General features: G+C 43.8%; 19 protein-coding genes. 11 read left to right on the top strand and 8 right to left on the bottom strand.

Annotation, left to right across the window (positions count from 1 at the left end):
- The first annotated feature begins 26 nt into the window (after nt 1-26).
- The 7 genes from lptD to CTT31_RS14375 all read left to right on the top strand — a co-directional run bounded on the left by lptD (nt 27) and on the right by CTT31_RS14375 (nt 8894).
- Nucleotides 27-2273 carry an LPS assembly protein LptD gene (lptD, locus tag CTT31_RS14345; RefSeq protein WP_069023559.1) on the top strand — a complete coding sequence of 749 codons (2247 nt, stop codon included), beginning with the start codon at nt 27-29 and terminating at the stop codon, nt 2271-2273.
- Between the two features lie 15 nt (nt 2274-2288).
- Nucleotides 2289-3581 carry a peptidylprolyl isomerase SurA gene (gene surA / locus CTT31_RS14350; RefSeq protein ID WP_260491487.1) on the top strand — a complete coding sequence of 431 codons (1293 nt, stop codon included), beginning with the start codon at nt 2289-2291 and terminating at the stop codon, nt 3579-3581.
- A gap of 5 nt (nt 3582-3586) precedes the next feature.
- Nucleotides 3587-4579 (top strand): 4-hydroxythreonine-4-phosphate dehydrogenase PdxA, encoded by a 993-nt coding sequence (pdxA, locus tag CTT31_RS14355; protein ID WP_130163490.1) that lies wholly within the window; start codon nt 3587-3589, stop codon nt 4577-4579.
- Nucleotides 4576-5382 (top strand): 16S rRNA (adenine(1518)-N(6)/adenine(1519)-N(6))-dimethyltransferase RsmA, encoded by an 807-nt coding sequence (gene rsmA, locus CTT31_RS14360; RefSeq protein ID WP_260491488.1) that lies wholly within the window; start codon nt 4576-4578, stop codon nt 5380-5382. The genes pdxA and rsmA overlap by 4 nt, the downstream gene beginning before the upstream one ends.
- Nucleotides 5366-5755 (top strand): Co2+/Mg2+ efflux protein ApaG, encoded by a 390-nt coding sequence (gene apaG, locus CTT31_RS14365; protein ID WP_260491489.1) that lies wholly within the window; start codon nt 5366-5368, stop codon nt 5753-5755. Before rsmA ends, apaG begins: the two co-directional genes overlap by 17 nt.
- A gap of 99 nt (nt 5756-5854) precedes the next feature.
- Nucleotides 5855-6652 carry a symmetrical bis(5'-nucleosyl)-tetraphosphatase gene (locus tag CTT31_RS14370; RefSeq protein WP_260491490.1) on the top strand — a complete coding sequence of 266 codons (798 nt, stop codon included), beginning with the start codon at nt 5855-5857 and terminating at the stop codon, nt 6650-6652.
- A gap of 226 nt (nt 6653-6878) precedes the next feature.
- Nucleotides 6879-8894, top strand: coding sequence for a methyl-accepting chemotaxis protein (locus CTT31_RS14375; protein ID WP_260491491.1), 2016 nt, complete (start codon nt 6879-6881; stop codon nt 8892-8894).
- 115 nt (nt 8895-9009) lie between these two features.
- On the opposite strand, the gene tkt is transcribed toward CTT31_RS14375, so the two are convergent.
- On the bottom strand, nt 9010-11004 hold the full coding sequence (gene tkt / locus CTT31_RS14380; RefSeq protein WP_039493906.1) for a transketolase: 1995 nt from the start codon (nt 11002-11004) through the stop codon (nt 9010-9012).
- 260 nt (nt 11005-11264) lie between these two features.
- On the opposite strand from tkt, the gene metK reads away from it, so the two are divergent.
- The gene (gene metK / locus CTT31_RS14385) at nt 11265-12416 is read left to right on the top strand and encodes a methionine adenosyltransferase (protein ID WP_045962687.1); all 1152 of its coding nucleotides are present in this window, start codon (nt 11265-11267) and stop codon (nt 12414-12416) included.
- 62 nt (nt 12417-12478) lie between these two features.
- On the opposite strand, the gene CTT31_RS14390 is transcribed toward metK, so the two are convergent.
- Both CTT31_RS14390 and CTT31_RS14395 read right to left on the bottom strand, forming a co-directional pair.
- Entirely contained in the window at nt 12479-13324 is an 846-nt protein-coding gene (locus CTT31_RS14390; protein ID WP_039493910.1) for an HDOD domain-containing protein, read from the bottom strand.
- Nucleotides 13325-13434: 110 nt separating this feature from the next.
- The gene (locus CTT31_RS14395; protein ID WP_260491492.1) at nt 13435-14955 is read right to left on the bottom strand and encodes a CYTH and CHAD domain-containing protein; all 1521 of its coding nucleotides are present in this window, start codon (nt 14953-14955) and stop codon (nt 13435-13437) included.
- Nucleotides 14956-15127: 172 nt separating this feature from the next.
- Between CTT31_RS14395 and CTT31_RS14400 the strand changes: the two genes are divergently transcribed.
- Nucleotides 15128-15865, top strand: coding sequence for a TIGR04211 family SH3 domain-containing protein (locus CTT31_RS14400; RefSeq protein WP_039493911.1), 738 nt, complete (start codon nt 15128-15130; stop codon nt 15863-15865).
- 149 nt (nt 15866-16014) lie between these two features.
- On the opposite strand, the gene CTT31_RS14405 is transcribed toward CTT31_RS14400, so the two are convergent.
- The 3 genes from CTT31_RS14405 to ctlX all read right to left on the bottom strand — a co-directional run bounded on the left by CTT31_RS14405 (nt 16015) and on the right by ctlX (nt 19307).
- Nucleotides 16015-16677 (bottom strand): porin family protein, encoded by a 663-nt coding sequence (locus CTT31_RS14405; RefSeq protein WP_260491493.1) that lies wholly within the window; start codon nt 16675-16677, stop codon nt 16015-16017.
- Between the two features lie 205 nt (nt 16678-16882).
- On the bottom strand, nt 16883-18313 hold the full coding sequence (locus tag CTT31_RS14410) for an alanine/glycine:cation symporter family protein (protein WP_260491494.1): 1431 nt from the start codon (nt 18311-18313) through the stop codon (nt 16883-16885).
- An 82-nt stretch (nt 18314-18395) separates the two neighbouring features.
- Entirely contained in the window at nt 18396-19307 is a 912-nt protein-coding gene (ctlX, locus tag CTT31_RS14415; protein ID WP_260491495.1) for a citrulline utilization hydrolase CtlX, read from the bottom strand.
- A gap of 163 nt (nt 19308-19470) precedes the next feature.
- Between ctlX and CTT31_RS14420 the strand changes: the two genes are divergently transcribed.
- On the top strand, nt 19471-19902 hold the full coding sequence (locus CTT31_RS14420; RefSeq protein WP_260491496.1) for an Lrp/AsnC family transcriptional regulator: 432 nt from the start codon (nt 19471-19473) through the stop codon (nt 19900-19902).
- 94 nt (nt 19903-19996) lie between these two features.
- Here the strand turns inward: CTT31_RS14420 and CTT31_RS14425 are convergent, their stop codons facing one another.
- Complete coding sequence (locus CTT31_RS14425) at nt 19997-21112, bottom strand: mechanosensitive ion channel family protein (RefSeq protein WP_260491497.1); 1116 nt, start codon at nt 21110-21112, stop codon at nt 19997-19999.
- A 134-nt stretch (nt 21113-21246) separates the two neighbouring features.
- Between CTT31_RS14425 and CTT31_RS14430 the strand changes: the two genes are divergently transcribed.
- A complete protein-coding gene (locus CTT31_RS14430; protein ID WP_260491498.1) occupies nt 21247-22212 on the top strand; it encodes a YihY/virulence factor BrkB family protein in 966 nt (321 codons plus the stop codon).
- 68 nt (nt 22213-22280) lie between these two features.
- On the opposite strand, the gene CTT31_RS14435 is transcribed toward CTT31_RS14430, so the two are convergent.
- On the bottom strand, nt 22281-23813 hold the full coding sequence (locus CTT31_RS14435; RefSeq protein ID WP_260491499.1) for a M17 family metallopeptidase: 1533 nt from the start codon (nt 23811-23813) through the stop codon (nt 22281-22283).
- Nucleotides 23814-23819 lie beyond the last annotated feature (6 nt).

Genomic DNA, 23819 nt, shown 5'->3' on the forward strand with positions numbered 1-23819 from the left:
TAAATGCTCAGCTAATAGGTTATTAAATGCGCAAAATTTGGGGCTTGGCTGTATTATCCGCGATTCACTCTACAGCTTTTGCTAATACGAACATTGTCGCCGCACAATGTAAAGACTATATGCAGCCAGAAAACTGGAAGCCGTTAGCCTCGCTGCCCAAACATGCCATTGATATCGTTGCCGATGACTTAGAACTACAAGGTACTGATAGCGCTGAGTTTTCGGGTAATGTGGTGATTAACACTGAAACCATGAGCTTAGAAGCTAGACGTGCGCTAATCGATAAAAAAGAAGGCCTGCTCAGCGCTTCTGGACCACTACTCTATCGTGACCAATTTACCAAAGTTCACAGCAATGGGCTATTCGCGGATTTAAATGCTAACACCGTGAGCTTGCTTGGTGCTGAATATGAATTAACAGACCAGCAGGGCCGCGGTGGTGCAGAGAAATTGCATGCCTCTGGCAGCAAAATTTCACTCGACAACTCCAGCTTTACCACGTGTCCTGCTGATGACCCATTTTGGAGTATCGAGGCAAGCAGCATTGTACTTTCTCGAGAAGACGGTTGGGGTGAGACCTATAATACGGTGTTCAAAATTATGGACACGCCCATTATCTATTTACCCTATTTTACGTTTCCAATTGACGATAGACGAAAATCTGGCCTGCTGACGCCGACAATTTCCAGCTCAAATAAGTTTGGCTTGGAACTGATCACCCCTTATTATCTCAATCTAGCCCCCAACTACGACGCGACCTTGACGCCAAGATACATGGCCAATAAAGGATTTCAGCTGATTACCGAGTTCAGATATCTAACTGAACAACATCAAGGTAAAATTGGGGTGGAATATCTCAGTAAAGATGATTCAGAGCCGCAGCTAGACGATCGCTATTTAGTACATTGGCAACAAAAAAGTTATTTAAGTGATAAATGGCGTGCGTTTGTTGATGTCACAAATGTCAGTGACGATAACTATCTCACCGACTTAACATCCGAATACGCCAATGAAACTGACACTCAGCTATATCGCACCGGCAGCCTAAGTTACCTTGGTGAAGACTGGTTAGTCGACTTAAAGTTGCAAGATTTTGAAGTGTTGGGCGATCACAGAGAATCCTACACTGCACTACCGCAAATTAGCTTCCGTACACGTGACAGTTATGAACTTGTCGGCCTTGATTGGGACTTTGAAGGTGAGTTTGCCTATTTTCAAAATGATGCTTTGCCAATCTCAGAGGCATCGCGATTACATCTAGAACCTCGCGTGTCTTTTTCGCGCAGCGACTACGCTTGGTCATTTACCTCCGAGGCACGCCTACTTCACACGCGTTATGAACAGAATATAGATGTGCCTGATACAGAGTATGAGGAGTCTGTCACGCGTACATTGCCAAGTTTACGGGTACATGGACAACTGAATTTTGAACGCAGTACCGAGTTCTTTTTTGAACAAGGTACACAAACACTTGAGCCACAAATTCAGTACCTTTACACACCACACAGAGAGCAAAGCCAAATTGGCTGGTACGACACGGCTAAGTTACAAGATGACTTTATTGGTCTATTTAGAGCACGCCGTTACTCAGGTTATGACCGTATTGCAGAAGCCAATCAATTCACCGTGGGTGCAACCACGCGTGTATTCGATAGCAGTAATGTCGAACGCTTTAACTTCAGTGCAGGTCAGATCATTTATCTTGAGTCATCTGTAAAGCCTTCTGAACAGCTATTTACTGATGATACCAACTATAATGCACTATTTGCCGCTGAATCCATGTTACATTGGCATAAGCGCTGGTACCTCTCAGGTGGGGTGCAATATGATGTGGATAGCAAAGAGTTAGTGCAGTCTCACTTTACTTTGGACTATAAAGGAGACGACAAGCAGTTAGTGCAATTGAACCATCGTTATGTTAATGATGTCTCAGACTATGAAATTGACCAAGTCGGTCTATTTACAAGTTTACCAATTGACGATAACTGGCAATTTGTAGCAAGCTATCACCGAGATATGACGGCAAATAGAAGTGTTGAATCCTTTGTTGGTGTTCAATACCAGTCTTGTTGTTGGGCTATTCAGGTGACTGCGAATCGTCAAATTGAAACAAACTTAAACCAAACACTTACAAATGATGAAGCAGTGTTTGATTCTGGCTTCAGCCTGAAATTTGTCCTTACAGGGCTTGGAAGCCAAAGCAGTGGTGATGCGAGTAAACTCCTTCAACAGGGTATTTTTGGTTACCGTAGACCGTATTTTTTGAATAAATAGAATTTAGAAAGCCGTATGAATTTAAAAAAGTTGTTATTAGTGGCCTCATTAAGTGCAGGCCTGTTTACTCAAGCACATGCTGAGCGTGTAAAGCTAGATACTGTTGTTGCCACGGTTAATGATGGTGTAATTTTACAAAGCGAAGTCGATCAAATAATAAATCGTGTTAAAGAACAGGCTGAGCAGCAAGGTACAGAGCTTCCTAGCGATAAAACATTACGCTTACAAGCCATCGATAAACTCATTGAGCAATCTTTAATGTTGCAACTGGGTGATCGCATGGGTATGCAAATTTCCGATGCTCAATTAGACCAGACCATTGCAAATATTGCCCAAGATCAAGGCGGTACGATCGCAGACCTACGTCGCTCAGTTGAAGCGAGTGGCGAAAGCTTTCAGGCATATCGAGAAGAGATCCGTAAAGAAATAACCACAAGCCAAGTGCGCCGTGCCAGTGTTGACCGCCGTATTTATATTAGCCCTCAAGAGGTGACCAACCTGCAAAAAATCTTGAGTGAGCAAACGGGTAACTCGGAAGAGTATGATATCGGCCATATCTTGATTAAGATCCCAAACAAAGCAACTCCAGAAGAAATTGAAGACGCTCGTGAGCGCGCTGATAACGTGATTAAGTTTTTGAACGAAAGTAAAGAGTTCAAGCGCATAGCAATTGCCTCTTCGAGCGGCTCAAAAGCGCTAGATGGTGGTCAATTAGGCTGGATGGGCATTAACGAAATGCCAACCTTGTTCGCTGAGGCCATTAAAGGTGCGAAAAAAGACGACATAGTTGGTCCACTGCGCTCAGGCGCGGGTTTCCACATTCTAAAAGTACAAGATATTCGTGGTCGTGAAGTCGTTGAAACTGTTGAGGTGCGTTCACGTCATATCTTAATCAAACCGTCTATTATCCTAAGTGAAGAAAAAGCACGCTCAATGCTAACAGGTTTTGTAAAAGACTTGCGCGCAGGTACCGCTGACTTTGCTGCGCTGGCTAAAGAATATTCTGAAGATCCGGGCTCTGCACTTAAAGGCGGTGAGTACGATTGGACAGATCCAACTACATACGTACCAGCGTTTAGAGACACTCTGTTGTCGCTCGAAAAAGATCAGATCAGTGAGCCATTTAGAAGTACATTTGGCTGGCACATTGTACAACTGCTAGATAAACGCGTGGCCGATAAAACAGAACAAGCCAAGTTAAATCGCGCACACCGTCTGCTGTTTAACCGTAAATTTAAAGAAGAAAGCTTTAAATGGATTAAAGAAATGCGTGACCAAGCGCATATTGAAATTATCGAAGCGGAATAACGGCTATGACACTCAGAATCGCAATTACACCGGGTGAGCCTGCAGGTATTGGCCCAGATCTTGTTATCAAACTGGCTCAGCATGCATGGCCTGCTCAGTTAGTTGCGGTGGCTGATAAAAGTATTCTAGAAAAACGCGCCAAAGAACTTGGTGAGCAAATCAAGTTATTGCCGTTTGACAGCGATGCTGCGCCTGAAGCAGCACCTGCTGGTGCTATTTACTACCTTCAAGTAGACAAAGGCGCTGAAGTGGTTGCAGGCCAATTAGATGAAGCCAATGGCCATTATGTGCTCGAAACCTTGCGCATTGCCTCTGAAAAGAATATGGATGGGACATTTGCAGCGGTAGTCACGGGTCCTGTTCATAAAGGCATTATTAACCAAGCTGGGATCTCGTTTAGCGGCCATACCGAGTACTTTGCACAGCAGTCTGATACCGCTGATGTCGTTATGCTACTCGCAACCGAAGGGCTGCGTGTAGCGCTAGTTACTACGCATATCCCACTGGCGTATGTATCAAAGGCGATTACGCCTGAGCGTCTCAGCAAAGTCATTCATATTTTACATCACGACCTACAAACCAAGTTTGGTATTGACCAACCCAGAGTATTAGTTTGTGGATTAAATCCGCATGCAGGGGAAAGTGGCCACCTTGGTCGTGAAGAAATAGAAACCATTGAACCAACACTGGAAATGCTGAATAAACAAGGCATGAACTTGGTTGGACCGCTGCCAGCTGACACCCTTTTCCAAGCTAAATATTTAGATAATGCTGATGCTGTGCTCGCAATGTATCACGATCAAGGCTTACCTGTGTTAAAATATAAAGGTTTTGGAAACTCAGTAAACATTACCCTAGGATTACCCTTTGTTCGCACATCGGTTGATCACGGTACAGCGCTTGATTTAGCTGGCTCTGGTGATGTTGAAGTGGGTAGTTTTGAATTAGCGATCCGCGAAGCAATTAAGCTCGCAACCAAAAAAGCACAGAATGCATGACAGATAAAGTACATCTCGGACACAGAGCGCGTAAACGCTTTGGTCAAAACTTCTTAAATGACAACAATATTATCGACAAGATAGTAACCGCTATCGACCCAAAACCTGAAGACAATCTGGTTGAAATTGGTCCTGGTTTAGGTGCTATCACTGAGCCTGTTTGTGATTTAAGTGGTCACCTAACCGTTGTAGAACTCGATAAAGATCTTGCCGAGCGCTTGATCCATCACCCATTCTTGGGACCTAAATTAACGGTTCACCAAGGCGACGCGATGAAGTTTGATTTCTCTTCTTTAATCAAAGAAGGGGAAAAACTGAAGATCTTTGGTAATTTACCTTACAACGTATCAACCCCTTTGCTATTTCACTTATTTGAATTTGCCGATCAGGTCGAGCATATGCACTTTATGCTGCAAAAAGAAGTGGTTAACCGTATGGTTGCAGGCCCTGGCAGCAAGGCCTTTGGTCGCTTAAGCGTAATGACGCAGTACTATTGTCACGCTATTCCTGTGATCGAAGTGCCACCACATTGCTTTAAACCAGCACCTAAAGTTGACTCGGCCGTTGTTCGATTGATCCCAAAAGATCCGTCGCAACGTACAGCTAGGAGCACTAAGCTTTTGAATACTGTTTGTTTAGAAGCGTTCAACCAACGTCGTAAGACACTAAGAAATAGCTTATCGAACCTGTTAACCGAAGAGCAGCTGCGAAACTTAGGTATCGACCCTACGCTTCGCGCTGAAAACCTGTCGCTTAACCAGTTTATTGAAATTGCAAATTGGATATATGACAACTCAAACTAATATTGGCTCACCGATCAAAGTATCGGTGGAGACCTTTTACGTTGAAGCGCAATCACAGCCTGAAAAGGATAAATATGTGTTTGCCTATACAATTACCATCAAAAACCATAGCTTATGTAATGCCAAGCTACATAGCCGCTACTGGCTCATTACCGACGCTAATGGCAAAGAGACCGAAGTTGAAGGTGAAGGTGTCGTTGGTGAGCAGCCCACTATTCGTCCTGGCGAGAGCTATCAGTACACCAGCGGCGCGGTGCTCGATACTCCCGTTGGTACGATGGAAGGGTATTATTTAATGCGTAATGAGTTTGGCACCGAGTTTAAAGCGCCAATCAATGTATTTAGGCTCTCCTGTCCAAATATTTTGCATTAATACCATTTTTATTTTGCGGAAGCGGGCTTCCCCCGCGTTCCTCATACATGCTAGACATCAGAATAAAAACATTGAGTTATAAAAAACCACAGGTAATAAATGGCAAAATACGCAATTGGAGACTTGCAAGGCTGCTTCACTCCACTCATCGGGCTACTCGATCAAGTCGACTTTAACCCAAGCCAAGACCATCTATACTTTGTCGGTGACATCATCGCCAGAGGACCTGATTCACTTACTTGCCTAGAGTTCCTCTATCAACACTCAGGCTCTATTAGCATTACACTCGGCAATCACGATCTCCACTTTTTAGCATGTCTTGCTTTGGGTGTCGCTCCGAACCCAAAAGATAAATTAGACGCGGTTTTTGCCAGCCCTAAATGCCAAAAATATGCTGACTTATTACGTTCACAGCCGCTGGCTATTTGGCTTGAAACACAGCAAACTTTTATTTCTCATGCAGGTATTCATCCAAGCTGGAATATTACGCAAGCGCTAGCATATGCACGCTTTGCCGAAACCATTTATCAATCAACAAAAGCCCCTGAGTTTTACGCCAATATGTACGGTGCTCACCCAGGACTTGAGCTCAACAAGCTCAGTGAACAAGATAAGTTTAAAGCCATTGTTAACGTCTTCACTCGAATGCGCTTTCTAAAACAAAATGGCGAACTGGATCTTAAGAACAAGTCTGGCCTAAAAGATGCGGCAGGTCTCACTCCGTGGTTTGAGCTCAGCCAAACATCAGCCGACACTACCCTACTTTTCGGCCACTGGGCTGCTTTGGAAGGCGAAACCAACAAGAAAAATATTATTGCCTTAGACACTGGCTGCGTGTGGGGAGGCCCTATGACAATGATAAATATCGACAGTGGCGAAAAGTACCAGCATAGCTAACCTCTATAACAGCCCTAAATCAACGTTAGGGTAAGCACTTACTTTAACTTTTATTAAACTACACTCGAAGAAAAGAAGCTTATACTTTTTATCCGTTGAGCTGCTATTTTTTGTAATCCGACCTTTTTTACTGAAATTTTTTGTCACATCTGCTATAAAATACTTAACTTATCCGCAATAAATCCGATAAGTATCCGTATTGCTTTGTAAATTTTGTAGGACAGCTATGAATTTGACTGTTAGCCAACGTATTTGGGGTGGCTTTATTACCATCACCTTGTTGCTTCTTCTTATCGGGGGCAATTCTTTATTTAGAATTGCGAACATTGACAACTCAACTCAACAGGTTAATAACCTGTCTTTACCAGCACTCTCTAAAAGCTCTGCGCTGCAAGTAGAGTTCACTTTAATGAGCAAAATGGCTCAGGGAAGTTTTTATGCACGTTCTGAGACTGAACTGGCGGCGCTAAAACAGCAATTTGCAGAGCGTCAGAAGATCTTTGACAAAACCTATTCAGAGCTGCAGCAGGTCGTTGCCGCTAATAATAAATTGGCCTCAAGCAGTCGTGATGTTGGCAAAAGTTATGATGCGTTCGTAAAAGCCATGAGCAGCTTGGTAAACGAGAAAACAACTGAGCTTTCGTTACGAGACAAATTAAAAGAGCAATTATCAACTATCGATGTTGCCGCAGAAGATGCGACTATGGTGACGGTTGATATCATCGATTTGGATGGCTTAGAAGATGCTGACAAACGCGCTTTTCAAGCTGCAAATAACTTAGAAAATAACTTTTCTTCTGTTGTGACTAGCGCCAACGATATTGTTACTGTTGAAGACATCAATACACTGGAAATTGTAAGTAGAGATCAAAGCTATCTCGTTGAAGAGTTAGGTCGTAATATTGATTTAATGCGTGGCCCCGTTAGCGCGCTTGATAGCAGTTTGTTTGCTGATCTCGAAGGTTATTACACTAATTTGAAAAATGCAGTTACTGGCAGCAACAGTATCGCGGAAAATCAAAAACGCTTGATCAACGCATTAGCCGAAACGCGTAAGGAATTATCCGACGCCGAGAAAACCACAAAAGCCGCTCTATCTCAGCTAGATGACTTACTCTCTGAAGCAAGCCAAGTCGCCTTTAACTTACAACAAGGCGTACGTGCCGATGTAGGCACAGCAAACCTATGGACTTGGATTGGGATGATCGTAGCAACGCTAATGGCCGTCGGCGTGGCTTACATTACCGTTAGCCGAATCACAAAACCATTATCGGAAGTAAACCGAGTTTTAAACATTGTCGCCAGTGGTGATATGACACAGCGCTTAGATGACACGGCAAAAGATGAGTTTGGTGAATTATCTAGAAGCTGTAACACCCTAATATCTAGCTTACGTGAACTTATCACTGGTATTATTTCTCGTTCGACGCAGCTTGCTGCAGCCTCCGAAGAAACATCGACTATCACTACAGAATCAAGCCAAGCAATTAAGAATCAGCAGGCACAAGTAGAGCAAGCAGCTACCGCTACAACTGAGATGAGTAGCACGTCTCACGGTGTTAGTAACAGCGCGCATCAAGCATTACAAGAAATTAAAAATGCAGATAAAGAAGCGGAGCGTGTGAAAGGTATCTCACATGAGAACAAACACACTATTGAGCAACTCGCAAGAGAAGTGGATGAAGCCTCTCGCGTGATTAACAAACTACACCAAGACAGCGCTTCGATAGGCAGTATTTTGGATGTTATCCGTGGCATTGCCGAGCAAACTAACCTCCTTGCGCTAAACGCTGCAATCGAAGCCGCGCGTGCTGGTGAACAGGGTCGTGGCTTCGCGGTAGTGGCAGACGAAGTGCGCTCACTTGCAAGTAAGACTCAAGAGTCAACTCAAGAAATTCAAGCAATGATTGAATCCTTACAAGCTGGTGCCGAAGAAGCGGTAGGCGCGATGTCGAAAGGCAAACAGCAGGCGGAGTCGTGCGTAACTCAGAGCGACCTTGCTAATGAAGCACTAAACTCCATCACTGCAGCCGTTTCTCAGGCTCATGATGTGAGTGAAGAGATTGCAAACGCGGCGAACGAGCAACAGCAAGTAGCACAGGAAATTAGTGAACGTTTGGAATCGATTGTAACAATCGCAGAGCAAACGGCTGAAGGCGCGAGCCAAACCTCAATCTCTAGTTCTGAGGTTGCTAAACTCGCCGAAGAGTTACGCTTATCGGTAGAACAGTTTAAGGTTTAGCTATCTAACCTGAGCTTTGAGCTGGAAACAGTCTCAAAACTTTAAGGGGTTTAGCAAAACCCCTAAGCATAAAAAAACCCATGCATGGCATGGGTTTTTTGTTTCTTTTCTTTGATTATGCAAACAATGCGTTTGCCTTCTCAACGATATTTTCTACCGTAAAGCCGAATAGCTTGAATAGCTCATCAGCAGGTGCTGACTCACCAAACGTTGTCATACCAACGATAGCACCATTTAGGCCTACATATTTGTACCAGAAGTCCTCAATACCCGCTTCGATAGCGACGCGACGCGTTACTGAGCTTGGTAGTACGCTTTCTTTGTATGCTGCAGATTGCGCATCAAAAATGTCCGTTGAAGGCATAGACACAACACGCACCTTTTTACCTTCTGCACGAAGCTTATCCGCAGACTCAACCGCAAGTTGCACTTCAGAACCGGTTGCAATAAGGATGATTTCAGGTTCACCATCACAAGATAGTACATAACCACCTTGCTTAATCGCTGCAACTTGCTCAGCTGTACGTGGCTGCTGTGCAAGACCTTGACGGGTAAATACAAGTGCAGATGGACCATCAGCGCGTTCAACCGCTTGCTGCCAAGCAACTGCTGACTCAACTTGGTCACATGGACGCCAGCTCGCAAGGTTTGGCGTAGTGCGTAAGTTCGCCATTTGTTCTACAGGTTGGTGTGTTGGACCATCTTCACCAAGACCGATTGAATCATGAGTATACACAAAGATACTTCTTTGCTTCATCAATGCAGCCATACGTACGGCATTACGCGCGTATTCCATAAACATCAGGAATGTCGCACCGTAAGGGATAAAGCCTCTGTGCAGTGCAATACCATTCATGATGGCAGACATACCAAATTCACGCACACCGTAGAAAATGTAGTTACCCGCAGCATCTTCTGCCGTTAAGCCTTTAGATTGATCCCAAAGTGTTAAGTTAGAACCCGCAAGGTCAGCAGAGCCACCCATAAACTCAGGTAGAATTGGGCCATAGGCATTCAATGCATTTTGTGATGCTTTACGAGTTGCTGGGTTTGCAGGATTCGCTTGAAGCTCTGCGATATAGGTTTCTGTTTTCTCAGACCAGTCTGCTGGAAGCTCGCCTTTCATGCGACGCTCAAATTCAGCAGCAAGCTCAGGATAATGCATTTGGTATTCAGTAAACTTAATCAACCAGTCACTTTGTTGATTTTGACCACGTGCTGTTGCGTCCCATTTCGCGTACACATCTTCTGGTATTTCAAATGCACCGTGCTCCCAACCAAGGAATTCACGTGCCGCTTTGATTTCATCATCACCTAGCGGTGCACCGTGACAATCATGGCTACCAGATTTATTTGGTGAACCATAACCGATAACCGTTTTACAACAAATAAGGGTTGGCTTGTCAGACTCTGCTTGCGCCGCTTCGATTGCCGCTTTAATCGCATCGCTATCGTGGCCATCAACACCGGCAATAACATGCCAGCCATAAGACTCAAAGCGTTTTGGTGTATCGTCGCTAAACCAACCTTCAACTTCACCGTCGATTGAAATACCGTTGTCATCCCAAAATGCAATCAGTTTGCCAAGACCAAGGGTACCCGCAAGTGAACAAGCTTCGTGTGAGATACCTTCCATCAAACAGCCATCACCTAAAAATGCATAGGTATAGTGATTAACGATGTCGTAATCTTCACGGTTAAACTGTGCAGCCAATGCTTTTTCAGCAATCGCCATACCTACCGCATTGGTAATACCCTGACCTAATGGGCCTGTAGTCGTTTCAATACCTGGCGCATAACCATATTCTGGGTGGCCTGGTGTTTTGGAGTGTAGCTGACGGAAATTTTTGATGTCGTCAATTGATAAGTCATAACCCGACAAATGCAACAATGAATAAATTAACATCGAGCCGTGACCGTTTGATAATACGAAGCGATCTCTGTCGAACCACTCAGGATTACTTGGGTTGTGCTTTAAAAAATCGCGCCAAAGTACTTCTGCGATGTCCGCCATGCCCATAGGGGCTCCTGGGTGGCCAGACTTGGCCTTTTGTACAGCGTCCATGGAAAGAACGCGAATTGCATTAGCAAGTTCTTTGCGAGATGGCATGAATTCTCCTACCTTTAAATGTGTTTCGCGGGGGTTTGAGCCCATTCTTACTTATTTATATGGCTAACTGCAACGGCAAAGGCCATAAAAAAACGGGTACAGACGGACTTTTTCCGACCATTAAAAAAGTTTGCACAATTTTGGACGTCTAGGCGTAAAATAACTAGTCAATGCCTAGGTTTTTTGGTTAGAATACGCTCCTTAATTTTTCGCGCTGTCCCTGATGTTTGTGAAGCGCAATATTTGTGAGCATAAATACAATGGCTAAACATTTATTTACTTCTGAATCTGTTTCTGAAGGCCATCCAGATAAAATTGCTGATCAGATCTCTGATGCGGTTCTAGATGCCATCCTTGAGCAAGATCCAAAAGCACGTGTTGCGTGTGAAACTTACGTTAAAACCGGTATGGTTATGGTTGGTGGTGAAATCACAACTAGCGCTTGGGTTGATATCGAGGAATTAACTCGTAAGACCGTGCGTGAAATTGGTTACACACACTCTGACATGGGCTTTGACGCTGATTCATGTGCAATCCTTAACACCATTGGTAAGCAATCACCTGATATTAACCAAGGTGTTGACCGTACTCGTCCAGAAGAGCAGGGTGCTGGTGACCAAGGCCTAATGTTTGGTTACGCGTGTAACGAAACTGACGTACTTATGCCTGCGCCTATCACATACTCACACCGTTTAGTTCAGCGCCAAGCGCAAGTTCGTAAAGACGGCACGCTACCTTGGTTACGTCCAGACGCTAAGTCTCAGGTAACATTCGCGTACGAAAACGGTAAAGCAGTAGGTATCGACGCAGTCGTATTATCTACACAGCACTGTGATTCTGTATCACAAGCTGACCTTGTAGAAGCTGTGATGGAAACTATCATCAAGCCTACATTACCTGCAGAGCTTATCACTGAAGCAACTAAGTTCTTCATCAACCCAACTGGCCGTTTCGTTATCGGTGGTCCTATGGGTGACTGTGGTCTAACTGGTCGTAAAATCATCGTAGATACATACGGCGGTATGGCTCGTCACGGTGGTGGTGCATTCTCTGGTAAAGATCCATCAAAAGTTGACCGTTCTGCAGCTTACGCAGCGCGTTACGTTGCAAAGAACATTGTTGCCGCTGGCCTTGCTGACAAGTGTGAGATCCAAGTGTCTTACGCAATCGGTGTTGCTGAACCTACTTCTATCAGTGTAGAAACTTTCGGTACAGCCAAGCTTGATGAGTCGCGTTTAATCGAACTTATCCGCGCGCACTTCGACTTACGTCCTTACGGTCTAATCACTATGCTAGACCTTGAGCGTCCAATTTATCAGCCTACTGCTGCTTACGGCCACTTTGGTCGTGAAGAGTTCCCTTGGGAAGCAACAGATAAAGCTGACGCACTACGTGCAGCTGCAGGCCTATAACCCCTGCTGCAAAAAGTAAAAAAGGCGCCAAGTGCGCCTTTTTTAATGCCCATAGATAACCCCTACCCGATAAATACCTCGTCGACATCATCTTTTAAGTTTTGATACTCATCATCATGAAGATTAAGCTCAATCATCACCTTGTCTTTAAATAAATACCAATCCGCTGCGCTTCTAAAATGTTTTGCTTCGAAACAGAGGTTTTCAGCCAGTTTAAGTGCCGCAAAGGTTTGCACATGTTGTGCATTTTTTTGCTCTTCAAGATAGCTAACGTCATGGTGGCGCAAAATCATCTGGCATATTTCTTTGGGTAAGTGCCAAGACGTCGCAAGAAAGTAACCTATCACAGTGTGAGGCACTGGATACTTTTGCTGCTCGTAGTAAATCAATGTTTGCTCAGGCCGCTCTATAGACTGTTTTATTACTTCAGCGTAGTCTGGATATTTTACGGCCATTGCTGGGATCCCGGCATCGTGAAAGAGTCCGAGCAGCTGCAAATTCTCTAGGGGTAATGATGCTTTTAAATGATGTCCAACCACCATTGCTGCTTTTGAGATATCCGCAGCATTATCCCAAAACTGCTGCAGTGAAATACAGCACTTTGACTGCTCAAACGCATTTTTAAGCAAATACCCAGTCACTAGCTGCGTAATACAGGTAACGCCCAAAAACATCACAGCTTGTTTTATATCTGTGATTGTACGGGCAAGACCATAAGCCGGTGAATTAATTACCTTTAATACCGCAGCTGATGCACCAACATCTGCCGCAATAATATCCGCCACGGTAAATAATTCAGGCTCCGGTTGTGATAGTTCATTTTGTAAGGCTTGTAATATTTCAGGCTTAGCAGGTAAGTTAAATCCGCCGCGCAAATCATTCAGCACTTTATCGTCTATATCGATCATTGGGCTACCTCAGAATTGATACACCCAAGTTTAGTTCATCGCCTGATATTTGCAGTATTGATTGTAATGAAGTGGTACAAAAAAGCGGGATAAAACCCCGCTTAATCTGGTTAGAACCAATATGGTTCGCTATGCATGGAAGATTGTCGACTTTGCTCCATAGCACTTATCAAAAAGTCTGATTTTTGCTTAAGCCATACCTGCACTTCTTGCAGTTCGTCTGCGTTTTGGCTTTGGCAAAGCTGATATAAATACGCCAGTGTTTCTAGCTCATAAATACCATAAACGATATCAATCCAAGGCGTTCTAAACGCTTTGCGCGCTTCTTTATCGTAAAGCTTGCCCAGACAGTTACCGCTTAGTAGCGTATTTTCTAGCTTTATTCTGACGTGTAAATAATCTTTTTCAGAAAGCGATTTATCCTGTGGAAGCAAGTTTTTCAACTCTTGCCAGTCTTTATCAAATAATTGGCTTGCGATTTCTGTGACCGGTAGCTCTGCTGCACTCAGCGCTTTTTGATCCCAGTTTTTACGCCACGCTCTATCAACCAGCCAGCGAGTAAGTGAGAGGATCAAACGGTTATAGCGGGTACAATGAAATAAATCTTCAATGTCCGTCGGTGTTGGCTGAACATCTTGCAGATCAGTAATGACCTGCGCCAATTCAGGAAACTGATTAAGTTTCTTATGATAAGCATGGCGCTTTGAGGTATAGGTTTTCAAATGAATTGCATTTTCGACCCAAGCAAGTTCTGACAACAACCATTTTAACTCATTGCGAATACTTTCAGTCGAGCTTTTATCAACGATGTCATCGAACAACCAAAACGCGTGACGGATAAGCGAAACTCCGTCAATAACTCGTTTTAATGTCTTGAGACTTGGTTTATTAAAATAGCACTGCTCATGTTTTTGGACGAACTGAATACCATAACTGACTGTCGCAATTAGCGCTTGTTCTTGCGTTACCTGAGATTTGAGCGGTACAAACCCTATAAACTTATTTGGTTTTAGAGGTTTATCATCGGCAATTCGATATCCTCTGGCGGCCTTTGAGTATAGTCCCAAGCGCATACCAGCTTGTTTAATTAGGTGATCGGCTAATAAGAAAAGATCTTCTTTGTTTCCCTCAATCAGCTCTATTTCAAGCTCATTGATTGGCTCCATCTTCCCTTGGGCTGCTATTTCCCCTTTATCCAACACGACTTCGATTTTGGTTCCTGAATCCGTTTCGATTAACCAAGTACGACGAATAAAGTTCGTACTGAAGATCGGGAATATGTTTTCTGCGATAGACTCAAGTTGCATGCCGTGAGGCCAAATATTCGCGTCAAACGCTAACAAGTCAGGACGTCCTGACTGAATAGGTAAATTATACTCAGGTCGTTGATGTAACCCTCCGACAACTTCTCCCGCAAGCTTAATCGTTTGCTCGCATTCATCATTGCAACAACGCGTTCTTAGGCCGATATCTAGCGCACGCAATTCACGATTTGGCGTGTCAAAGTAGGCGTTAGTTAAGTTTTTAGCAGGCTTGTTAGTGACCGTTTTTGCAAACTGTGTGATGAGTGCAGGGATCAGCGGAACTTCATTATCTGAAACCAAAAATTTCAGTTCTATTTCAGTGTCCATTAGGGCAGTGTTTTACCTATTTGTCTAAGGGAGGATCAAAATATACAAAGGAGGCTAAGTTTGCAATCTTTTTATCCGATGAGAAGTGCACCAAATATGCGCTAAATCAATAGATAGTCAGGCTAATTTCGCTGAACATCTACGGTTCAATAACACCGAATCATTGCGTTAAATGCTGCAATTTTCATTATGTAATCAATTATTTCGCGCCATTCAAAATAAACAAAGCCTTGCTATTAGGCCGCGAAATCCCTACTATTTTGTAAACTTTACGACCCAAAGAATAAAAGGCCCACGCATGTTCAACTTTAAGCAATTTATCATTGCGAGCCTGCTCTTCACCAGCTTTGTAAGCTTTGCCGAAGAGCCAGACGAAAATAGCACAGTAAACGCGGCAACACCAAACGGCTATATTAGTGACAATCTTTTTATTTTCATGCACACAGGTCCAAGTAAAAATTATCGAATTTTAGGTTCTGTTGATGCTGGTACGCCAATCACTATTTTGAGTGGCGCTAATGACGAGTTTGTCCAAATTAAAGACGACAAGGCAAGAGAAGGTTGGGTAGAAAGTAAATTTGTCACCACGGAGCCAGGTTTAAAGCAACAATTAGAAACGGTTAACCAAACCTTGGTAGAAACCCAAGAAGCGCTGAACGATGCTCAGCAGCAACTTCCCATGCTGCAGCAAAACAATACCAATTTACTAGCTGAAAATGCTTCACTTCAAGACACTATTTCAGGGCTTGAAAAGCAGCTACAAGATGAACGTTTAGCACAGCAACAAAAAGTCCAAAAAGAGCAACACCAGTTGCTCACTTACGGTGGCATCATCGGGATCAGTGGCATTATTATCGGTGTGATCCTGACGCTATTTTTATCTCGTAGAAAGCGTTACGACGGCTGGTAATTAGTTATCTACCTATTGAGATTAGATAACTTCGTCACTGACGGTTCATCTAAACTCTATTGTCAAAATTGATGGGGTGACTTGCTCAATTCGCCCCATTCTAAATAAAGTCTTGAAAATAACCTTTCTCTACTCCGAATACCAGCGTATTAAAAAGCCCAACCAAGTAATACGGATACATCGTGTAAATTATGTTCATATTGAACTATGCCTGTGTAGTCATATTCTTTTGATTCTTTAATATTCAAAAGAGAGTATTCCAAACCAACATAAAGATTATCTGTTAGCCGATACTCAACACCTACCGAGGTATAAATATCATTACCGCTATCACCTGAGCTAATGTTGTCTGTCGGAACCAATTGCGCAGGGATCACATCTTTGTATTGCCAATGTGCCATTCCAACTCTTATATTTGCATTAATATTGTTAGACACCTCAATCTCTCCCTTAATCCCCAACCTCAGAGAGTCAATATCAATAGGAAGCCTGACTTTATATGAGTAGTCATATGGGTGTTGGTAGCTTCCGGGGAGTGTATTAGAAACGTAAACGGAATATTCAGCTAGCGACTCTCCATGAGAGTGCTGCGCGATTTCAAGTGCTAAATGGTCTGTAAGCCCGACACCGAGCCTCAGCCCCCATGAATCAGAATTAGCGGATGACACACGCTTATATCCTAAATCAGAATCTTGTTCGGCATAAAATTCATTATTGGCTTTACCAAGAAGTACTTCTGAAAATATGGCAATATCAGCCTTCGCGTACATAGGCAACGATAGTACTGCCAGTCCAAATAATTGTTTTTTCATTATCACATCAGTGTTTAAAGATTAAAGAGGAAGCAATATTTAGTTTGAAATATTGAAGTAAAAAGCGGGCGGAAGTATACACAGAATATAAAAAATTTAAACAAGGTGTATGATTGAAAGTTTGGCGATACTTTTTAACTTAAAAAGTTAATGAATAAATAAAGGCCGGAAAAATTCGGCCTCTATTTATTCCACCTAAAACGTATTAGGCTGAATTCTTCGCATTAATGTTACCCCAAATGCCAGACTCAGTAACTCCTTGCACTTTGACCTTATCGACCTCGAATACAGGTTCTTTCCCTTTTGCTCTTTGCTGATGATAATCAGCCGTAACCGCCAGGATAGTGGGAGTAAGACGCACGATGGCAATAACATTCACCACCGTCATTAAACCCAATGCGATGTCTGCAAGATCCCATACCTGTTTTAGCGTTGCCGAAGCGCCCCACAACATCATAGATAAGTAGCATGCAGTATAAATTGAACGGCCAACTTTATTATCCAGATGGAATAAGTGTAAGTTACTTTCAGCATAGGCGTAATTAGCCACAACAGAGGTGAAAGCAAACAAAGTGATCGCCGCCGCGACAAAGTACACGCCCCCAGTTGCTAAATGCGCGGTCATCGCAGATTGCGTTAGCCGTATGCCTTCCATCTCTCTGCCAATATCTATATCTGCCAATAAAATGATCACGGCCGTACAACTACACAACACTATGGTATCAAAGAATACGCCTAGCATTTGGATATAACCTTGGGTCACGGGGTGATTAGGAATTGGCGACGCACTGGCCGATGCGTGCGGCACACTACCCGCTCCGGCCTCGTTAGAATAGAGCCCGCGCTGAATACCATTTTTGATAGCTGCGCCAAGTGCGCCTGCGCCCGCTTCTTGCAAGCCAAAAGCTGAAAGCAAAATATCTTTGATCATGGCAGGGACTTGCGAGTAATTCATCACGGTAATAGTAATGGCCGCAAGGACAAAGACTAATCCCATTACTGGCACTACCTTTTCAGCAAATCGTGCAATCGCTTTGAAGCCACCAAGAATAATAGAGCCAGCGAGGACTGTGATCACAATACCTGAATATAAGGTTGGAATATCAAACGCATTGTTGAGCGCATCGGTGATGGTATTGGTTTGCATCGCGCTAAAAGTAAATCCATATCCCAAAAACAAGCAAAAGGCGAAGCATACTGCAAACGCCCGACTTCCCAACCCCATGTGAATATAATAAGCAGGACCACCTCTAAACTCACCTTGGCTATCACGCACTTTATAGACTTGCCCAAGTACACTTTCGGCAAAGCCTGTTGCCATCCCCAAAATGGCTATCATCCACATCCAAAATATCGCACCACTGCCACCAAGAGAGATAGCAACTGCAACACCTGCTAGGTTACCGGTTCCAACTCGAGCTGATAGCCCAGTACATAACGCTTGAAAAGAGCTGATCGTATTGCCATCACCCTGACTGCTGCCCCGTAACAGGCTAAACATGTGACGAAACTTTACAACTTGTATCCCTCGCAAAAGAATGGTGAACCAAAACCCTGCAAATAGCAGGATATATATAAGTATCTGGCCTTCTCCCCATAAAAGCCCATTAATACTCTTAACTGCACTTTCAAACATAGGCGGTTCCTGTTTTATTATTATTTGCCGTTTATCTAGGGCCTGTTGACCTTCTTGAAGGATAAACAGGCCCTAGTATTATTTAACGGTTATTTAAATGGACTCCAGCAATCATACAACGCACCGAGCCACCTGCGGCTTCAATTGTCGGTATATCGATAGCAACTAGCTTAGCTGACTTTTCAATGACAGCAATTTGCTCAGGCAACAACGCCTGATAAGCCGTTGTGGAAAGCGCGAGTATGCGTCCCATACTGCCTTGTAGCTCAATCGCGTTGCCGCAAAAATGTTGGATCTGCAGATAAGATAGCGCAATCAGGGTGTGGCCGCTTTGCGTAAAACGATTAATAAGCTGTGCCCGCTGATATTCTGGCACCATATCTAGGCATATCATGGCGAAATCGGTGGCGACACACATTAAGACATTGGTGTGATAAACAGGCACTTCATTCTTATCATAGGCATTAAATATCTCTGCCTGTAGTCCCAACTGCTCGCAAACTTGATTAACTAACACGGCGTTAGTGCGCTTGGATTCTACTGCATAGGCCACTTTTGCTTTATGATCGATAACCATAGAGCCGGTGCCTTCAAGGAATATTTCTTCAGCAGTTAGGTGACTATAATCATTGATGTTTGTCACTTTATAGTGAGCACTCAGAAAATCGATAATATCGCGACGGATCTCCAATCGTCGATTCAAGGCGTACATAGGATAAATCGTTAACTGACCATCGCTATGCGTCGAAAACCAGTTATTTGGAAAGACCGAGTCTGGCGTGTCTGTGGAGGTATCTTCAAATAAGTGCACTTTCACGCCAGCCAACTCTAATGCTTGCACGGCGTTACTGACCTCAACATAGGCTCTGTTGTTAGGATTGTTTTCACTGCAAGCTTGCTGAAACGCGTTATCTTGCATGGTTTGTGGATTCGAAGTGAAATGGTGTGGGCGGATCATCACCACCGCTCGAGGTGCTTGGAATATCGTTGTCATACTGCACTCATCATTTGGGCGTTGTCATACTCAATATCAGTGTAACCACACCATAAGACAATTTAAATGCCAAAATCTTATACAATTCGTGTAATTTTCTATCACTTTGCTAAGTTGAATTATACAAATAGACTAATACAACAAAAAACCACAAAGCCGTACTATGACTCCTTATCTATATGATGCGCTTGATAAAGCCTTGATTGCTGAATTGCGCAAAGATGGCCGAGCAGCCATTTCAACCTTAGCCACGACGCTCGATGTGTCTCGTGGCACCGTACAAAACCGCTTAGATAGACTTATTTCCAGTGGTGCAATTCAAGGCTTTACTGTGCGAGTTCATGAACATATCGAGTCAGAGCTAGTGCGCGCTATCATGATGATAGAAGTGATCGGTAAATCCACTACTCAAGTGATCAATACACTGCGTGGGATCCCCGAACTCAGTAAAATTCATACCACGAACGGGGCATGGGATTTAATCGCTGAAGTGCAAGCCGCTAACCTCAGTGAATTCGATGGTGTACTGAGGCAAGTTCGAGAGATTGATGGCATTTTAAATAGTGAAACTAGTATTTTGCTATCGAGTACGTAAAGCTCGATAGCGCTTAGATTAGGGTATGTGAATCGATTGTCCAAAATAAACTAAATCAGCCATGACACATTTCAACACTTAACCTAATTTACCGCTAAATAATATTGTCCCCTTCTTCTGGACTTCGAGCGCGCTCTGCTTGCTCTCTGATCTCATCCGCATCGCTACTCACATCGTCAATATCCGAATCTACTGCAGTTATTGTGGGTTTATTCTTTTGTTTCACGAATGCTCCACTGCTACTACTCAAATTACTAGTCGCTTCTTCGATTGTTTCTTGAGTTTCACTATTTGCAGCTATGATTATCCGCTCTCTGGCATCGTCAGGCATACTAATACCGTGTTCAGTAAAGCAATTAACGGTTTCTCGCATGAGCTGAGACGCTACTTTTATCGGGCTATGTTGTTCGCTATTGACCCAAAAATAAATGGTAAGATTGATAGTCGCAGAGCCTAATGCTTCAAGTAGAACCTGAGGTGGCGGGTCGTTTAAAACCGCGCTTTGTTCTTTAAGTAAGTCAATTGCAATTTGCTGCGTCAGGCGAATATCGTTGTCATAACCAATACCAATCTTAAAGTGTCCACGCGTTTTGGGATTGGCAGTAAAGTTTTTAATTACATTCTTGTAGACGGTAGCATTGGGTATTTGAATGTGATTGCCATCATAATCAACTAAGGTTGTTGCGCGGGCGGTGACCTTTTTAACGATCCCCAAACGGTTATCCACTTCAATAACGTCATCAATTCTAAACGGGCGTTGGACACTAAGTAACATACTCGAAATAAAGTTCTCGGCGATATCACGAAACGCAAATCCAAGAATAAGACCGACAAGTCCAGTGCCACTCATTACTGCGACGGCAAACTCACTTAACCCTGCCAAGCGCAAAAAGATATAAATGCCAAAAAATATGACTAACACACTGATAAAACGGCGAGTGACGAGATGCAATAATCGACTTTTACTGACATAACCTATGGGTTTAATCAAAAGATAAGAGATTGGCCGTGCTAAATAATAACAAAGTACAATAACCACAATCCCCAACGCCAGAGCAGGTAATAATTGCCATGCGGTTTGTAAAAAGTGCACAACCTGTGCGCTTAAACTTAGTGTATCTGATGTGCTCACGGCCTCAGTCACTTCGCGAGAAGCTGCCGCCTGAATCATATTAGTCATTTGATTTTTAATAAGATTATTGATTTCCATATTGCACTCTTTGGGTTTTTATTGACAAGGTCACGAGTTGACTAGTAGCAAATATAACGCCAGACGAGATTGGCAGACCTTTTGCTGTATATCACTTTAGATCAACAGGCCCAGAATTGATTTAGGAAAGACCAATGGCAGCTCATAAACATGGCTTTAATGCAGACAGGCCAAGCGATATTCCAGCACTCGGTTGGTGGGATGTTAGTAAACGGCTATACCACAGCTTATCCCAAGATAATTTATCCCTGGTTGCCGCTGGAGTGGCATTTTATGCTCTGCTAGCAATATTTCCCGCATTAGCAGCCGTCGTTTCTATCTACGCCTATTTTTCTTCTCCTACTGAAATGGTTGATCAGCTACTGCCGCTAATTGAGCTCTTACCACCATCCAGCCAAGAAATTATGTTGCAGCAACTCAAGGCGCTCACTCAAAAATCGCAGACAAGCCTAAGCCTAGGTGCTATTTTTACCCTCTTTTTAACAATCTGGAGTAGCAGTAAAGGCTGCCAAGCGTTGATTACAGCCTGCAACATTACGTATCATGAGCACAATAAAAGGCAGTTTTTGCAAGCCCTAGTGGTGCGCTTTTTGTTTTCTGTGGGGGCGATTTTCGTCGCGATTGTGGCACTGTCTATTATCGGAATTTTACCGATTGTGCTTAACCTCGTAGGATTTACCACAGCACTCGATTCGATTATCCAACTAATCACTTGGTCTATTTTAGCAGCGCTATTTCACTTTTCTTTGGCGTTTGTTTATCGTTATGCACCACATCGCAGAGCCGCAAAATGGCGCTGGATAACACTCGGCTCGTTTACCGCAACCGGTTTATGGATTTTGGCGTCATTGGGATTTTCATATTATGTCGCGCAGTTCGCCTCTTACAATGAAACTTATGGCTCATTGGGAGGCGTCGTCATTATGATGATGTGGTTATACTTAAGCGCATACATCATTATTTTTGGTGCCGCACTAAATGCCAGTACTGAGCTACAAACTTTAAAAGATAGTACCGTAGGTCCTGAGAAAGTGAGAGGACAACGAGGCGCATTTGTGGCTGATAATTTAACGACAAGACAACGTCAAGAAAAGCAATAGCGATATGTGAGCTAGGTTATTGACATAAAAAAGGAAGCAAATTTGCTTCCCTTTAAACGATTATCTGCTTAGATGCAGTACCTAGCAAACAAGCTTGCAACGGTTGCAGCAGTTGGTTTGCCATGCTGCCAGTCGCCACCTTCAACGCCGCTACCTGCAATATCCATATGTACATACGGAATTGGCAATTCTGCATTACAACCATGCTTGTCTAAACCACCAACAATTGCCAAAAATGCCATTGGGAATTGGTGACCACGAGCGGTAACCGCCGATGGTGCGTTGTTGCTCGATAGCACATCATCCGCAAGGGTGCGTGGTTTTACAAAGTCATAGTCTTCACGTCGGCTACGCGATACTTCTGCGCAATCAGCCCATAGGTCGCCCATATCTGCAATCTTGCGAGATACTTGTGCTGCTCGTGCAGGACCATTCTCAACATAGGCACTGTAAGGACCCATAGCGCGCGCTGCATGACCTGTCAGTGTTGCAACCGTAAAGATCTCAGGGTTTTTCTCACCCAGTGCTAAGTCTTTCGCTTCACTGAGTAAATCCCCCATCGCCAAGCGACCTTCCGCATCGGTGTTACCAATACGAACGCGAACGCCTTCTCTGCTCTCAATGATTTCATCCGGCACGAAACAGTCAGAACCAATCGAGTTACGAACCACGGCAAGGTAAGCAATTACCTTAATACCTTTTGGTTGGTACTTAGCAACCGCTTCCATAAAACCAACCACTGACGCCGCACCGCCTTTATCACGGCTCATGCCCGCCATAAAACCGCCCACTTTCAAGTCTGCACCGCCAGTATCGTACACAAGACCTTTGCCAACAAAGATAAGAGTACGTTCGACGTCACCTTCTGGCTCGTATGCCATTTTTACAACACGAGGATGGTGGCGCTCAACGGCGTAAGAGGCACGCGCTACCGTGCTTAGGAGTGGATATTGCTCATCCATAATTTTACGATCAGCGATAACCTCAACGTTTACCGCTGAACCTTGAAATAGCTCAACACAGTAGTCAGCAAAACGAGGTGGTGCCATGCGCTCAGGTTCTGTACCACACAGATCGCGCGCAGCATATTGGCCTGCAGCGATTGCACTCAGTTGATCGCAGCATTGTGCTGACGCCTCAAAAACATAAATCGCTTCGATTGGTTCAATCGCTTCGCCACGGTACTCACGTGCTTCTAATGGCTGCCATAAGCCTTGGCAAGCACCTAAAAAGCTGACTGCACGCGCATTTTCGTAACGAGCATCGGCAGGCACATTTACAACAGCAAGCACAGGTTTTACCGCACCAGCCGCTTTCGCTTCTAATATACCAGCTTTTGCCGCTTCAAAGTAACGGCGAACGTCATCGTAATCTCTGTCGAGTGGTCCGGTTGGCGCAATCACCAAACGCTTGCCAGGTACTTTGTCTGAAACAAGCAGGCTTGCCTTTTGCGCAATGCGCGCATCCACAGCTAAAAATGGTGCAGCAACTTCGTCAAGCTCTGCACTGCCAAGGTTTTGAATATCATGAGTAACAACAACGATAGCATCTGCATCGCTTTCAAATAGGGTGTTACAAGGTAATGCGATTGGAAAAGACATAAAAAC

Origin of the sequence: Pseudoalteromonas maricaloris (assembly GCF_024746855.1) — a bacterium.
Classification (GTDB): Bacteria; Pseudomonadota; Gammaproteobacteria; order Enterobacterales; family Alteromonadaceae; genus Pseudoalteromonas; species Pseudoalteromonas maricaloris.

Excerpts from the sequence above, each read along its gene's own strand:
- lptD (WP_069023559.1), top strand. The coding sequence starts at position 27 with ATGCGCAAAATTTGGGGCTTGGCTGTATTATCCGCGATTCACTCTACA.
- surA (WP_260491487.1), top strand. The coding sequence starts at position 2,289 with ATGAATTTAAAAAAGTTGTTATTAGTGGCCTCATTAAGTGCAGGCCTG.
- pdxA (WP_130163490.1), top strand. The coding sequence starts at position 3,587 with ATGACACTCAGAATCGCAATTACACCGGGTGAGCCTGCAGGTATTGGC.
- rsmA (WP_260491488.1), top strand. The coding sequence starts at position 4,576 with ATGACAGATAAAGTACATCTCGGACACAGAGCGCGTAAACGCTTTGGT.
- apaG (WP_260491489.1), top strand. The coding sequence starts at position 5,366 with ATGACAACTCAAACTAATATTGGCTCACCGATCAAAGTATCGGTGGAG.
- CTT31_RS14370 (WP_260491490.1), top strand. The coding sequence starts at position 5,855 with ATGGCAAAATACGCAATTGGAGACTTGCAAGGCTGCTTCACTCCACTC.
- CTT31_RS14375 (WP_260491491.1), top strand. The coding sequence starts at position 6,879 with ATGAATTTGACTGTTAGCCAACGTATTTGGGGTGGCTTTATTACCATC.
- tkt (WP_039493906.1), bottom strand. The coding sequence starts at position 11,004 with ATGCCATCTCGCAAAGAACTTGCTAATGCAATTCGCGTTCTTTCCATG.
- metK (WP_045962687.1), top strand. The coding sequence starts at position 11,265 with ATGGCTAAACATTTATTTACTTCTGAATCTGTTTCTGAAGGCCATCCA.
- CTT31_RS14390 (WP_039493910.1), bottom strand. The coding sequence starts at position 13,324 with ATGATCGATATAGACGATAAAGTGCTGAATGATTTGCGCGGCGGATTT.
- CTT31_RS14395 (WP_260491492.1), bottom strand. The coding sequence starts at position 14,955 with ATGGACACTGAAATAGAACTGAAATTTTTGGTTTCAGATAATGAAGTT.
- CTT31_RS14400 (WP_039493911.1), top strand. The coding sequence starts at position 15,128 with ATGCTGCAATTTTCATTATGTAATCAATTATTTCGCGCCATTCAAAAT.
- CTT31_RS14405 (WP_260491493.1), bottom strand. The coding sequence starts at position 16,677 with ATGAAAAAACAATTATTTGGACTGGCAGTACTATCGTTGCCTATGTAC.
- CTT31_RS14410 (WP_260491494.1), bottom strand. The coding sequence starts at position 18,313 with ATGTTTGAAAGTGCAGTTAAGAGTATTAATGGGCTTTTATGGGGAGAA.
- ctlX (WP_260491495.1), bottom strand. The coding sequence starts at position 19,307 with ATGACAACGATATTCCAAGCACCTCGAGCGGTGGTGATGATCCGCCCA.
- CTT31_RS14420 (WP_260491496.1), top strand. The coding sequence starts at position 19,471 with ATGACTCCTTATCTATATGATGCGCTTGATAAAGCCTTGATTGCTGAA.
- CTT31_RS14425 (WP_260491497.1), bottom strand. The coding sequence starts at position 21,112 with ATGGAAATCAATAATCTTATTAAAAATCAAATGACTAATATGATTCAG.
- CTT31_RS14430 (WP_260491498.1), top strand. The coding sequence starts at position 21,247 with ATGGCAGCTCATAAACATGGCTTTAATGCAGACAGGCCAAGCGATATT.
- CTT31_RS14435 (WP_260491499.1), bottom strand. The coding sequence starts at position 23,813 with ATGTCTTTTCCAATCGCATTACCTTGTAACACCCTATTTGAAAGCGAT.